A 13,654-nucleotide genomic window follows, 5' to 3' on the forward strand; every position below is an offset into this window, starting at 1 on the left:
GAAACATTCATGACTGAGTTAAAAGTCGCTTTTATTGGCGAATGCATGGTTGAGTTACAACAGCAACAGCAGGGCTTACGCCAAAGCTTTGGTGGTGACACCTTAAATACAGCGGTGTATTTTTCGCGGTTAGTGAACAGTGCTACCGTGAGTTATGTTACTGCCTTAGGTACCGATCAATTAAGCGACCAGATGCTTGCTATATGGCATCAAGAGCAAATTGACACTCAATTGGTACAGAGGTTGGGTGACAAATTACCTGGTATTTACATGGTGCAGGTTGATGAGACCGGTGAGCGTAGCTTTCTATACTGGCGAAATGATTCTGCGGCCAAATACTGGCTGGATAATGTAAGTGATGCATTGTTAGAACAATTGTATGCTTACGATGTTGTGTATTTATCGGGGATCAGTGTCGCTATTCTCTCTGAAGGGATGCGCGAGAAACTTTACCATGTTTTAGCTCAGTGCCAAGCTAATGGAGCTAAAGTAATGTTTGATAACAACTTCAGACCAGCACTTTGGCAAAGTAAGCAACAGGCGATTGATGCTTACGCAAAAATTTTAGCTTGTACTCATACAGCGATGCTTACCTTTGATGACGAGCAAGCTATTTATGGTGATGAACACATAGAACAATGTATTGAACGTACCTTAGCGCTAGGTGTCAGTGAGTTGGTGATAAAGCGTGGCAGCAAAGACTGCCTAATTGTCACTGAAGAGGGTGCTATTAGTGTGCCTGCCACCAAGGTAGCCAATGTAGTGGATACTAATGCAGCAGGGGATTCTTTTGCAGCTGGTTATTTGGCGGCTCGTCTGCAAGGTGCTAACGCTAAACAAGCAGCGTTAACCGGCCATAAAATGGCAGGAACCGTTATACAGCATAAAGGTGCCATTATTGATGCTAAGCACATGCCTACCATTCAGCTATTATCTACCGCAGATGCGGTATAACTATTAGGATAGAAAAATGACATTAAATGAACAACTTCAGAAGCTTAAAGTAATTCCTGTTATTGCCATTGATAACGCCGATGATGCAGTACCGCTAGCAAAAGTTTTGGTTGATAACGGTTTACCTTGTGCCGAAATTACGTTTAGAACTCCTGCTGCAGCCCAAGCCATTGCCAATATGCGTGAAGCCTACCCTGATATGTTAATCGGTGCTGGTACGGTGTTAACGAGTGAGCAAGTAGACCAAGCTATTGATGCGGGTGTAGATTTTGTTGTAAGCCCAGGTTTTAACCCGACCACCGTTCTTTACTGCCAACAACGAAATATGCCAATTATTCCAGGTGTAAATAACCCTTCGTTGGTTGAGCAAGCGATGGAAATGGGCTTAGATACCTTGAAGTTTTTCCCTGCTGAGCCTTCTGGCGGCGTAGGCATGTTGAAAGCATTGACTGCGGTTTATCCTGTTAAGTTCATGCCTACGGGCGGAGTATCAGTAAAAAACATTAACGACTACTTAAGCATTAATGCAGTTCTTGCTTGCGGTGGTACGTGGATGGTACCGGCCAATTTAATTAAAGAACAAAACTGGGATGCCATTGCGGAGTTGGTTAAAGCTATCGACTTAAGTTAACAACGCTAATTCTTCGTTTTCAGAAGCTCTAAAGGTTAGCCCTTTAGAGCTTTTTCATATCTGCCGTTTGAGCTTCATGTACCCACACATTGTTTGGCTAGGTGTGGTGATTATTAAGCTGACATTATGTTAACAATGTCAAAGAATGTTTAAAAATCATCGTTGTGTAATGTCATTTTATTGAGCAAGTTAGCAGTATTTCAACAGTTATCCGATATACAATTGCTGGATATATAATAATACAAATGTGAGGGTGTATGAAGCAATTGGGATTTAAGGCTAGCCTATTAACCGCAATAACCAGTTTGATGATTTTATCGCTTTTAGTAAGTAGTTATTTGTCTTATAGTCTATTAAAACAGCAAATAACACTCGGCTTAACAGATGATATACATCATACAATTGATACTAAGGTGAGTGAGATTCAGGCCTCCTTTAGTAGAACCACTGCTGCGGTAACTGAGCTAGCAGCTTTGTATAAGCAAGGTGAACATAGCAACGACCATGTAAAGATGACTCAATACACTGCAAAATTAGGCGGAGTAGTTAAAGTTATTATAGGTTTTGATGATGGTTCGTCTTTTGTATCTAAAGCTTCTGAGTCATTTCCTGATGGCGTTGGCATTCCGAGTAAATACGATCCTCGTTCAAGACCTTGGTACCAAGCAGGCAAACGTAATGGTGTACTGTCTTTGAGCGATGTTTTTTTCACTCGCTCAGAGGGGATCCCGATGGTGGGCGTAATGCACCCGATTCAAGATGGGATTATCATGGCTGATCTGCGCTTTGACCAATTACAGCAGCAACTAGATTCTTTAAGTGAGATTGAGGGTGCCACTGGCTTTATCATCGACAAGCAGGGCTTGGTACTCGCTTCGAATACCCGTTTTATAAACCAGAAAGACAATATTAAGCAAAGTGAAAATTTGCTCGATGTGTTTTCTGCGGTGGTTGGTAGAGATGAATCGTTTGAGACCGTTGAAATTGAAAGCATTGCCACTTTGATCGCTAGTCAGAAAATACCATTACTTGGCGACAACGAGTGGTATGTGGTTACGGTTGTAGATGAAGCCGTGGCGTTTGCTCCATTAACGGCTGCAACCTATAAGTTAGCGATGATCATCGCTTTAGCAGTGATCGTATCGGTGTTAATTTTGCTGTTTGTCATGAATAAACTCTATCAGCCGATAAATAAACTGAGAGACTTAGTGACTGAGTTAGGCCAAGGTAATGCCGATTTAACACAGCGACTAGAGGTCAATAACGACGACGATATTGGCAAAATAGCGTCGGGCATCAACAACTTTATTTCTCAATTACAAACCATGTTAGTTGATATCAATAATGCCACATTAAAACTGTCTAATGGCGTTAATACACTTCAACAGTATAGTCGTAGTAGTGAGCAAATTTTGGTACAACACTCTAGTGAAACAACACAAATTGTGACTGCCATAGAGGAGTTATCAAACACCGCGGTGATGGTTGCCGAACATACCAGCTCTGCAGCGCAATATACCAGTGATGCCAATCAAACGGGTGAGTTGTCAATTGATACTATCAAATCTACCCAGCAAAAAATTCAAGCGCTGGCAGCACAAATTCATGAAACTTCTAGCAACATTGAGAACATGAACAATGAGACCAGCAGTATTCAAAGTATTGTTGAGGTGATCGGTAGTATTGCAGAACAAACTAACTTATTGGCCTTGAATGCTTCCATTGAAGCGGCCAGAGCGGGCGATCAAGGCCGTGGTTTTGCGGTAGTTGCAGATGAGGTTCGTGCATTGGCAAGCCGCACTCAAACCAGCACTAGTGAGATTGAAACCGCACTTTCAAAACTTAAAAATGAAGCGTCGTTAGTTGTCTCTTCTATTGGTAGCACTGAGCACACTTGTAACGACACGGTAGGAGAGGCGGCTAATACCTCTGATAATTTACAGGAAATGAGCGTTATTGTTACTAAAATCAACGAACTGAATTCACAAGTATCAACCTCAGCTAATGAGCAAAATGTGGTTATTCAAGACATCAACAAAAGCATGCACCAAATCCATGACATGGTTGAAAAACTGAATAATGAAGGGAGCTTACAACGCGTTGAAACTGAAAATATCGCCACAATCAATCGTGATTTAAGCGACATGATCGGAAAATTCAGACTATAAAAAATCACAACTGCCTATGTGTAGTGAATGTTGCTACACATAGGCTTTGTTTATTTCGCGATTAATTATTTAGCGCAAAGCCTATACCTAAGCTTTGGTTGTGTTTGTTGTAGTCAATCAGCGATTCACCGTAACCATTGAAATATTTTAAGTATAAGGCCAGTTCTTTGGTGATTGGGTAGGCCCACCTCACGTCAATAGCACCTTTATTATCTGTTTTTAGATTGTTGCGAGCCATCAAGCTTAAGCGATGATTGTCGTTTATTTGCCAATTTGCGGTTAATTCTCCGTAGCCATAATAATCTTCAATATTAGGGTTGTCGTCTTCGCTGGCATCTTCTTTTAGTCGGTACCAAGGTTTAATGCCAATAGTGACCGGCTTGGCATCAAAGCTAAGTTCGGTATAGATACGATTCCAAGAGCGCGAACGTATCTGAGTTTGACCATTTGACTCATGTACGAATCCAAACCTTACCCATTCTGGAAGCCACACGGAACTGTCCTGCTGCTGTTGCTGGGCATTCCACTGGTAAAACAATTCTGGTTCGTAGTTGGTTTCTCTAATGGCATCTCCATCGCGGCCATAAGGTTGCCAGAATGTTTGCTGGCTATAAGCGAAGCTTAGATTGTCACTGCTGGTAAATAGGGTAAAAGGAAACGTGAGTCGAAAACTCAACTGAAACTCAAGCTCAACTTTCTCGGGCGTGTCACCTGTAAGCCCTCCGGCTAGATCTGGCGCTGCAGGTGAAGGGTTGTACTTTACGGGAAGTATATAATTGTCTCTAAATATGCTCATGCCGGCAAAGGTCCATTTGCTGCTTTGCGATGCCATTTCTCGCCTGTCGCCGATTCGATTTAAGGATACCCCTAAACCAAAAGATTGATTATGAATATTGTAATCAATCATTGATTCGCCATAACCGTTGAAGTACTTAGCATACAGCGAAATAGTTGGAGACATACAGTAGGAGAAGCGCAGATCAATCGCCCCTTTGTTATCAGACTTGAGGTTGTTGCGCCCCATCGCTTTAATCGCGTGGTTGCACTGGTCGTCGCCAAACAGATAAGCGACAGACACCTCTCCATAGCCATAATAGTCAGTGAATGATTCGCCAGCGTTGATTTCTGGACCAACGGGTAGCCAAGGTTTCACGCGAAAAAGCCAACTATCATAGTTGGCATCTAACTGTGCGTAAATTCTGTCCCATGAGCGGTCGAATTCATCATATGAGCCGTTAGCTTTGTGGCTATAACCAATGCTAACAGCACGGAAGTGTAATTTATTTTGGCTTATCGCGAACTCTGAAGGGCGCCATGTATAAATAAGCTCGGGTTCGTAGTTGGTATCTCGGAAAGGAGAAGAGAATGGCTTGTTGTAGACTTGCCAAAAGCTTTGTTGGGTATAAGCAAAGCTTAAATAATCACGATTAGCTAACATGCCCTCGGCGACAATCAATTTACCACTAATTTGAAATTCTGCTTCAAGATTATCTAGTCGTTGACCGTCACTGCCATCTTTCGTAGCAAAAACGCTTGAATACTCACTTAAAGAAGGAGGGTTAGGGTTGTATTTCGCCAGCAGAATATAGGTGTCGTGATGAGCTACCAGTCTGGGTCCCGCGGCTTCAACAGAGAGAGCCAAAGTGGAACCAAACACAGCCAGTGCTAAATAGCATTTTTTCATATCGTCCCTAAATACTTAATAAGCCTTACATGGCGTTTACTCAACGAAATGTTTTTTGCATCGCGCGTTTGTTTTATTTTATGTTAGCGATATATAACCAAATAAGCGAGAAAACCTAAGCTTATAAAGTTTATCGCTCATCTTGCTAAGACCACAAGTCATAGAGAGTAAAAAGAGCGTATCATGAAGGAGGGTTAATTCTTAGCGTTGACTAACCCTTATATTTAGCGCTTATCAAACAACTCACGTTTTAAGGACATAATGGCAAAAATCTATTTTATCTGTGGATTTATTGGATCAGGCAAAACCACTTACGCTAAAAAACTAGCGAAACAACAACCGGCTTTTCGCTTTACCATCGATGAGTGGATGATCCCCCTTTATGGTGAACATATGGAACGCGAAGTGTTTGACGCGCGTTTTGACACTCTCACTGCGTTGTTCAAAGCGTCGGCCGAAGAACTACTCGGTTTAGGGACCTCGGTAATTTTTGACTTTGGGTTGTGGGGCGAGGCTGAAAGGCGGGCGATGTCTTGCTGGGCTAAGTCAATTAATGTGGAGTATGAGATGATTTATCTTGATGTAAGTTATCAGGCGTGTTGTGAAAGAGCCTACTCCCGCAACTTAAAAAGGGGCGACCAAGCCTACGAAATGACCCCTGAAATGATGGCCATGTTTTGGGATAAATTTGAAAAACCCTCTGCCAATGAGAAAATAACTTGGCTTGAACTATAAGCCGTAAGCTTCGGGACATAAGCGACATTCATGTCGTTTTACAAAGCAGCGATACAGACATTTAGCTTTAATGTTACAGATGTTGTAATTTAGTTGTATTGCTGCTGATTAGAAAACGACTTTGATGCTTAAACAACCTAACGACACCGCCCAAGCAAGTGATTTTAAGGTGCACGCTAATCTAAGTGGCGTCGCGCTTCAGTCAGTTGAGCCTAGCTCTCCGTTTAGTAACCCTATTTTTCTTATCGCTTTAGAAGAGCAGAGGTGTGTAGGTGAAAATAGCGGATGGGTTGCCAATCATATTGAGTTACCCGATCATCAGATTGTTATTCCCAGCTATTTGAAGCACCACAGTTATGGAGAGTATGTGTTTGATTGGGCCTGGGCAGATGCCTATCAGCGGCATGGACTAGAGTATTATCCCAAGTTGGTGACGATGCAGCCGTTCACCCCTATCACCAATGCTAAGCACTTTGGTCCAACTTTAAACAGTAAAGCCATAAAAGCTTGGGCTGACAGTGTGTTTGCTATCTGTGAGCAACAGCAACTCAGCTCTTGGCATTGTAATTTCATTCACCAACAACTGGCGAATGAGTTGGCAGAGTCAGGTTGTATGATTCGCCATGGTGTGCAGTTTGAATGGTACAACAAGGGGTATCAACATTTTGACCAGTTTGTTGCAACCTTTACCTCTCGCAAACGAAAAAACACCAATAAAGAGCGACGTATAGCTCAGGCTAGTGTTGACCAAATACACTGGAAAATAGGTGCGGATATATGCCAGACCTCTTTAGAGGCCTTTTATCTGTGTTACCAATCAACCTATTTGAAGCGCGGGCAGCAAGGCTATCTAAGTTTTGAGTTTTTTGATCAGTTAAGTAAACGGATGGGCGACTCCATGTTGTTAGTCACCGCTGAGAAAAACCAAAAAACCATTGCGTCAGCGTTGTTTTTCTTTGACAAAGACAACCTATATGGGCGCTATTGGGGCTGTATACAAGACATCGATATGTTGCATTTTGAATTGTGTTTTTACCAAGGGATAGAGTTTGCCATATCACGCCAAATTAAACGCTTTAATCCTGGTACGCAAGGGGAGCATAAGTTGTATAGGGGGTTTGAGCCGACCACCACTTATTCAGCTCACTATATTAAGCAGCCTGATTTTGCTGCAGCTATTAACAACTTTTGTCAGCAAGAAAAGCAACAAATTTTCCAATATAAACAGCAATGTTTACAGCTACTGCCATTCAAGTCTGTGAGCAGTTAACTAACATTCATAAAAATGGGGTACTAATGACGGATTTATCTTTACAGTGTCAATGTGGAAAAGTGGCCGGTTCGGTGAGCAAGGTTAAACGTAGCTGTTGCAACCGAATAGTATGTTATTGCAAAGATTGTCAAAAGTTTGCTCACTACCTATCCAGTGAAACAACGACTTTAGATGCTTATGGCGGTACAGAGGTTTATCAACTCGCTCCGAGCTCTATACACATCGAGCACGGTATTGAACAACTGAGGTGCGCAAGGTTAACCAGTAAGGGCATTTATCGTTGGTATAGTGCTTGTTGTAATACTCCTATTGCCAATACGGTTGGCTTAAAGGTGCCTTTTGTAGCCATTTATCATAACTTTATTGTTTCTGAGCCGAATGCAGAGGAGGTTTTGGGACCGGTAATTGGCATGTTGTACCCTGAACAAGCTCTCACCCCGATCCCGAGCGAGCAACAAGTGACCACCTCATCGTTCATGCTAAAAGCTAAAGTGCTTACCAAGTTATTTTTGTGGAAACTAACAGGGCAAGGTAAACCAAGCCCATTTTATCAAGCTTCGGGTAAAGCCATTGTTAAGCCGATAGTGCTTGAAAAACAATAGTTAGATCACTTCCTATCCTGGCTGACGCTGTTAGCGGTTGTCAGCTAGGTCGATGTTTCTTTCTTCAAAAACGTGTTTGGCGACTAACATGCCGTTAATCGCAGCAGGAAAACCTGCGTATACCGCCATTTGAAGTATCACTTCGGTTATTTCTGTAGGCTTACAGCCTACATTAAGCGCGCCATGTATGTGTACTGCTAGTTGCGGGGCGCTATTGGCCATCGCTGTAAGGGCCGCTACCGTTGCTATTTCTCGGGATCTTAAGTCAAGCTCTGGGCGGCTATAGATATCGCCAAACGGAAATTCGATGGTATATTTGGCCAAGTCTGGAGATATTTTAGCGAGGCTTTCTATCACCTTATGGCCTGCATCTCCGTCAATTTCACTGAGTTTATCTAGGCCTTGTTGGTATCTAGTTTGTTGCATAATAACGTCCTACTATTTATTGACTAAATAAATAGTGTAAACCTTGGAGCTTACTCCCAGTCAAGCCAGATTTTGGTCGGCTTGCTTCGCTTACAAATTATAGGCTTAACCTTGGCTGGATAAATTCTATAAAGGCGCTGATTCTACGGGCTACAGCAGAAGACTTGTAATAAACCGCATTTATTTGTTCGCGGCTGGTATGGGTGAGTTGTTGGTTTTCTAATAATGAAATGAGTCGACCTTGAGCAATATCTTGCTTCACCATAAAGCCAGATAAACACGCAACGCCATTATTGCTTAGGGCTAGCTGGCGAACCGCTTCACCGTTACTGGCACTGATGCTAGGCGTAAACGCACTAAAGCCTTTTAGCGGCCATTGATTAAGTACCTTCGCACCGCTAAAACCAATTAAATCATGCTGACTAAGCTGCTCAACGCGAAGAGGAAGGCCTCGTTTGCTTAAGTAGTCTGCTGACGCCACTATGTATAAGGGGCTAGTACCTAATGGGCGGGCATGTAAGGTCGAATCGCTTAATTTACCGATACGAATAGCAAGGTCAGTTTTCTTTTCTAATAAATCTACATAACCTTCATTCGAGCTTAGCACGAGGTCGATGTTTGGAAAGGTTTGTTTAAATTCGCTGATTAGCGGTATTAGTTGGTGCAGTATAAAGGGGCTGGCGGCATCGACTCGTAAGCTACCTTTGGGTAATTCTCCGCGCGCAATGATGTCTTCTTCCGCTTGCTGTATGTGCGCGAGTCCTTGGCGAACCGCTGCTATAAAGTGACGACCTTCGTCGGTTTGCTCAATCCGGCGGGTGGTTCGATTTAAAATGCTGGTGCCTAACTTTACCTCTACTCTTTTCACTGCCCGTGAAACTTTAGCGACTTGAATGTCCAACGCTTCAGCAGCAGCAGAAAACCCACCGTGGTCTACCACTGCGAGTAATATTTCCAATTCATCTGAACGGTTCTTGAGAGAGAACATCTCACTTCCTATTTATATGTATGGTCAATTTTAAGGGGAGCCAGTGACCTTTTTGGCCAAGCTTTTACGATTACCTATAAATTATACAAAAGTATTTTGTATTAACCGCTATTTTTTACAATGGTTTTTTGGCAAATAATGTTTACCTTCAATGGTTGCTGATAGCAACATTAACCTAGAGATGAGTAGAGATTACTATTATGCCATTAGCTTTATTTGCACTGACCTTAAGTGCTTTCGCCATAGGGACCACTGAGTTTGTTATTGTGGGGCTTATACCGACCATGGCTCAAGACCTTGGCGTATCGGTACCTTCCGCCGGATTATTGGTGAGTTTATACGCCTTGGGCGTGGCGATTGGTGCGCCGGTGTTAACTGCACTGACAGGTCAGTGGAATCGAAAACATGTACTACTGGCGGTGATGGGCCTGTTTGTCGCCGGTAACCTGTTAGCATGGCAGGCGCCAAGTTATGAAACCTTGGTGGGGGCGCGAATTCTTACCGGTTTAGCTCATGGTGTGTTTTTCTCAATTGGTTCAACGATAGCAACGGGATTAGTAGCGAAAGAAAAGGCGGCGAGTGCGATCGCAATTATGTTTACCGGATTAACGGTTGCCTTAGTCACTGGGGTACCACTAGGTACTTATATCGGTCAAAATTTTGGCTGGGAAACTACGTTTTTGGTGGTGGCTATACTCGGCCTTATTGCTTTGATAGGCAGTGCTTTTTTGGTACCCAATAACCTAAAGCAAGCGCCTGAAACCAAACTCAAGGATCTGCTCAGTGTAATAACGCAACCGCGATTGTTATTGGTATATGCAATTACAGCCATAGGTTATGGCGGGTCGTTTACGGCGTTTACCTTTTTAGCGTCAATTTTGCAGGATGTCAGCGGGTTTGATGCCAGCGCGATTAGCTTAATTATGTTGGTTTACGGTGTATCGGTTGCGGTGGGCAATATTTGGGGGGGCAAAATGGCTGATAAACTTGGCCCGGTTAAAGCGCTTAGTTGGATTTTCTTGGGTTTGGCTATGGTGTTGATGGTGTTTAATTTTACTGCTTATAACCCAGTAGCCGCAGTCGCTACTATTTTAATATGGGGTGCCTTTGCTTTTGGCAATGTTCCTGGCCTACAAGTCTATGTGGTAAAACTGGCAGAGCAATATACACCGAACGCCGTTGATGTAGCTTCGGGATTGAATATCGCGGCCTTTAATGTAGGGATTGCTTTAGGTGCTTGGGGGGGAGGGATGATTGTTGCCAACGCTGGCGTCATGCACACGCCATGGGCGGGTTCACTAATAGTGTTAGTGGCTTTGTTATTGACTCTGGTCAGCGGGGCATTGGATAAACGGGCTAAGCAGCTAAACGCCTCTAAGCTTTGCCCTCAGGCTTAATTTTTGATAAAGGTTTCAGTCGATTGACTGCTAGATAACGCGAACTCAATCCCCCTTTAAGGTTCTTGGCTTAAAGGGGGATTGAGTTATGGATTATCTAAGCTTTGAAAATACTCATCTTGTTGTGGTTCCCAATCTTCGGGATCCAGTTCCACTACTGGCACTGCTTGGTTGGCACTAAAGAAAATGCAAGCTGGGGCTGAATATAATGGCACGCCATCATAAGAGAATACTGAATAGTACTTAGGAATATTCGGGTTACCAAAATCATCAAAGGTATATTCGTCTTTACCACCGTAAATTTTAACGCCATCTTGAGGCGATCTAGGGGGATGAAATCGATTTCGAACAACAAAAGCACCGACAAAATCCGCGTCATCTGGGTTCTTCCAGGTCAGTTTTGCCAAGTTTTTCTCTAGGCTAACAGTGAAGCTAGTGGGCGCGTCTAAGGGTGTTTTAGGTCTTTCTATATATTCAATGACCAGCTTGGGTTGCTGTTGTTTACTGGGCTTATTTAACCAGTGAATTAAGTCATCTTGGCCTTTTTTGCTCGCTGATGTTGAGCGGATCAAAAAACAAATAGGGCTATGTTCACTGTACAGTCGTTCTAGTTCACTTCGGCTAAAGCTGTCGAAGTTAAACACTTGCGGCTTTTTATCCCGTAGCTCTGAATTGCTGACTTCATAACCAATGTACTGGATGCGTTGGCGTTGTTTCACCGCTTCATAACTCAAGTTATCGAACTCAGCCAGTTCTACGGTGAAACGAATATCCTTTTTGGCCGCCAAAGAGTTGGTATTTTGTAGCAGTAAATAGGCATCAGTAATTATGGTGCGCTGTGGATCTGGCATTGCTTGCATCGCAAAGGCCAATTGCCCATATACTTTTTCACCTTGCGGATCGTAACCCGCAGACAACTTTCCGCTTTCGGTGCCAGCTTGGTAAATACTGTTGACCATTGTGGGGTAAAGTTCAGCCACTTGGGGGCGTCGTGTATAGGTCAATTCTATGCTTGGTCGGTAATGGATTCCTGATCCGAAGCGGCCAAAACCGATGTCAAATTGCATCATTTGCGACTCATGACCCCGCGGAAGGGTGTTGGGGCCATCAATACGGATAAGCACACTGCCTTGCTCTATCTGCTGCTCGAACAGTTTACGCTCTGCGCCGTTAAACGACCAATTACTCCAAACGCCTTGGGTGAGTTTATCTGATTCAATTGCTTGGCCTGTATGTAATACCTTCGCATTTTGGATCGCATCGAAATCGCGAATGTCAGAGACACTTGTAGGGTCAAGTATGGATATCCCCCATTCTCCATAGTTCTCAATTTTTGCGCCTACTCGATTAAGTGGGTAGAGCGAAAATGATGCGGCTTCGATTTGTGCGTCGTCGGGTATCCGGTCTAATTTAAACTCGATAACCCCATAGCAAATGCCTCGCGATTTATTCACGCCAATGAATAAAGAGTTATTACCAAAGTGATCGCGGTTTTTGTCGAGGGTATATTCTCCTACATAGCCAACATCGCTGCGCAGTGGAAATAAGGTTCTACTAAATTGGTGATGAGCAAGATTGGTTTTTAGTTTGACTTCTGGTGCATAAGGTCCGCTGATTTTTTGCCTGGCATCAACGGCTCTTATTTTGTAGTAATAGTAACTGCCACTTTGTAATTGTACATCGGTGAAGCTGGTAGACTTGGTTAAGCCCACCAAGTTGTCGTCGGTGCAAGGGCTTTTATGTTGTTGATTACGATAAACTTCAAAGAAAACGTCCTCATCGTTTGGATATTCCCACTCCAACGTGGCTTGGTTGTCTGCAATGTCTTTAATGGTAAAGTTGGTTACGCGAGCGGGTGCTAGCGGTGAATAGCTAATCGCACAATCGAGAGCATGCACCAGTGCAGGGATATTCTCATTAACACTTTGCGCCATGTTTTCCATGTAGTCGGGGATGTTACGGGTGCCCACTTCTACAACAGTGGCGATGATGCCTTTATCATAATAATACTCGCGACCACTGCCGTTGATTAAATTGGTGGGGGGTTTACCTCGATGAATACCGTATTTAGTGCCCGAGACCTTGTTAATTTCGTGGGCCATGTTGGCGCAAAGGGTATTCAGATCAGTGGTGTCAACTTCAGCTTCATGATTAAACTTATGCGCTGGGAAAAATACGTTACCTTGAGAGTGGTAATCTAAGGCCACTGTAATATTGCTATGGGCATCGACAAAGTCTCTAATGGCCCGTGTTTCTGGTTCAGAAAAAGCCTCTGGACCACCGTAGGTGGTGGCGTTGGTATCGTTACGGCGTTTAAAGCGTGTGCCAAAATTTCTGTTCAGGTCTACGCCAAAGGTACCATCTCCATTATTCCGACGGTTTTTTCGCCAAAAAGAGAAGTGAGTACGCGAAAACTCAAAACCGTCGGGGTTAAGACAGGGCACTATATATAAAGTATTGCGACTTAGGGCTTGTTGTAACTTAGGGTTAAACTGATGATTATCAAGGATGTATTTGATAAAGCTGTTGGCCAGCTCAATACCTATCCATTCGCGCGCATGAATAGTTCCAGTATACAAAAGCGCGGGTTTGCTGTCCGCATTGGCTAAGCCTAAAGATATCGTTGCAAGTAATATTGGTCTACCTTCCCAGGTTTCTCCGATACTTTGCACCCGGATTAAGTCGGGATATTCAGCCATAGCTTGATCGAGAAATGCCATGGTTTCTTTGTAAGAAGTATATTGTTTTTTCATAGTTGGCCTATTGCCAGGATTTTCGCAAAGCCTGTATTCTTTC

Annotated in this window: 11 protein-coding genes; 7 read left to right on the forward strand and 4 right to left on the reverse strand. The window is 43.3% G+C overall.

All coding sequences use genetic code 11. The features are described from left to right. The first annotated feature begins 9 nt into the window (after positions 1–9). From kdgK to M0C34_RS09040, 3 genes are all read left to right on the forward strand, one after another. On the forward strand, positions 10–954 hold the full coding sequence (gene kdgK, locus M0C34_RS09030; RefSeq protein ID WP_248715297.1) for a 2-dehydro-3-deoxygluconokinase: 945 nt from the start codon (positions 10–12) through the stop codon (positions 952–954). Positions 955–970: 16 nt separating this feature from the next. Further along, the gene (locus M0C34_RS09035) at positions 971–1,585 is read left to right on the forward strand and encodes a bifunctional 4-hydroxy-2-oxoglutarate aldolase/2-dehydro-3-deoxy-phosphogluconate aldolase (RefSeq protein WP_248715298.1); all 615 of its coding nucleotides are present in this window, start codon (positions 971–973) and stop codon (positions 1,583–1,585) included. A gap of 257 nt (positions 1,586–1,842) precedes the next feature. Then, positions 1,843–3,753, forward strand: coding sequence for a methyl-accepting chemotaxis protein (locus M0C34_RS09040; RefSeq protein WP_248715299.1), 1,911 nt, complete (start codon positions 1,843–1,845; stop codon positions 3,751–3,753). 61 nt (positions 3,754–3,814) lie between these two features. Here the strand turns inward: M0C34_RS09040 and M0C34_RS09045 are convergent, their stop codons facing one another. Then, entirely contained in the window at positions 3,815–5,437 is a 1,623-nt protein-coding gene (locus tag M0C34_RS09045) for a phospholipase A (protein ID WP_248715300.1), read from the reverse strand. A 261-nt stretch (positions 5,438–5,698) separates the two neighbouring features. Here M0C34_RS09045 and M0C34_RS09050 point away from each other — a divergent pair, with 261 nt between their 5' ends. From M0C34_RS09050 to M0C34_RS09060, 3 genes are all read left to right on the forward strand, one after another. Beyond that, the gene (locus M0C34_RS09050) at positions 5,699–6,172 is read left to right on the forward strand and encodes a P-loop nucleotide/nucleoside kinase family protein (protein WP_248715301.1); all 474 of its coding nucleotides are present in this window, start codon (positions 5,699–5,701) and stop codon (positions 6,170–6,172) included. Between the two features lie 124 nt (positions 6,173–6,296). Beyond that, positions 6,297–7,442: a GNAT family N-acetyltransferase gene (locus tag M0C34_RS09055; RefSeq protein WP_248715302.1), complete on the forward strand. Its 1,146-nt coding sequence runs from the start codon at positions 6,297–6,299 to the stop codon at positions 7,440–7,442. Positions 7,443–7,468: 26 nt separating this feature from the next. Then, positions 7,469–8,047 carry a DUF6151 family protein gene (locus tag M0C34_RS09060; RefSeq protein ID WP_248715303.1) on the forward strand — a complete coding sequence of 193 codons (579 nt, stop codon included), beginning with the start codon at positions 7,469–7,471 and terminating at the stop codon, positions 8,045–8,047. Positions 8,048–8,077: 30 nt separating this feature from the next. Here M0C34_RS09060 and M0C34_RS09065 read toward each other — a convergent pair whose 3' ends face one another. Both M0C34_RS09065 and M0C34_RS09070 read right to left on the reverse strand, forming a co-directional pair. Continuing rightward, positions 8,078–8,473, reverse strand: coding sequence for a carboxymuconolactone decarboxylase family protein (locus M0C34_RS09065; RefSeq protein WP_248715304.1), 396 nt, complete (start codon positions 8,471–8,473; stop codon positions 8,078–8,080). Positions 8,474–8,570: 97 nt separating this feature from the next. Continuing rightward, positions 8,571–9,461, reverse strand: a complete 891-nt coding sequence (locus M0C34_RS09070) for a LysR family transcriptional regulator (RefSeq protein WP_248715305.1) — start codon at positions 9,459–9,461, stop codon at positions 8,571–8,573. A 200-nt stretch (positions 9,462–9,661) separates the two neighbouring features. On the opposite strand from M0C34_RS09070, the gene M0C34_RS09075 reads away from it, so the two are divergent. Next, positions 9,662–10,858, forward strand: a complete 1,197-nt coding sequence (locus tag M0C34_RS09075) for an MFS transporter (protein ID WP_248715306.1) — start codon at positions 9,662–9,664, stop codon at positions 10,856–10,858. Positions 10,859–10,944: 86 nt separating this feature from the next. On the opposite strand, the gene M0C34_RS09080 is transcribed toward M0C34_RS09075, so the two are convergent. Beyond that, positions 10,945–13,611, reverse strand: coding sequence for a M14 family zinc carboxypeptidase (locus M0C34_RS09080; protein WP_248715307.1), 2,667 nt, complete (start codon positions 13,609–13,611; stop codon positions 10,945–10,947). Between the last annotated feature and the right edge of the window lie 43 nt (positions 13,612–13,654).

The organism is Agarivorans sp. TSD2052, from assembly GCF_023238625.1.
Lineage (GTDB): Bacteria > Pseudomonadota > Gammaproteobacteria > Enterobacterales > Celerinatantimonadaceae > Agarivorans.

Coding starts and splice junctions, on each gene's coding strand:
- M0C34_RS09050 (WP_248715301.1), top strand. CDS start 5,699: ATGGCAAAAATCTATTTTATCTGTGGATTTATTGGATCAGGCAAAACC.
- M0C34_RS09075 (WP_248715306.1), top strand. CDS start 9,662: ATGCCATTAGCTTTATTTGCACTGACCTTAAGTGCTTTCGCCATAGGG.
- M0C34_RS09035 (WP_248715298.1), top strand. CDS start 971: ATGACATTAAATGAACAACTTCAGAAGCTTAAAGTAATTCCTGTTATT.
- M0C34_RS09045 (WP_248715300.1), bottom strand. CDS start 5,437: ATGAAAAAATGCTATTTAGCACTGGCTGTGTTTGGTTCCACTTTGGCT.
- M0C34_RS09080 (WP_248715307.1), bottom strand. CDS start 13,611: ATGAAAAAACAATATACTTCTTACAAAGAAACCATGGCATTTCTCGAT.
- M0C34_RS09040 (WP_248715299.1), top strand. CDS start 1,843: ATGAAGCAATTGGGATTTAAGGCTAGCCTATTAACCGCAATAACCAGT.
- M0C34_RS09060 (WP_248715303.1), top strand. CDS start 7,469: ATGACGGATTTATCTTTACAGTGTCAATGTGGAAAAGTGGCCGGTTCG.
- M0C34_RS09065 (WP_248715304.1), bottom strand. CDS start 8,473: ATGCAACAAACTAGATACCAACAAGGCCTAGATAAACTCAGTGAAATT.
- M0C34_RS09070 (WP_248715305.1), bottom strand. CDS start 9,461: ATGTTCTCTCTCAAGAACCGTTCAGATGAATTGGAAATATTACTCGCA.
- M0C34_RS09055 (WP_248715302.1), top strand. CDS start 6,297: ATGCTTAAACAACCTAACGACACCGCCCAAGCAAGTGATTTTAAGGTG.
- kdgK (WP_248715297.1), top strand. CDS start 10: ATGACTGAGTTAAAAGTCGCTTTTATTGGCGAATGCATGGTTGAGTTA.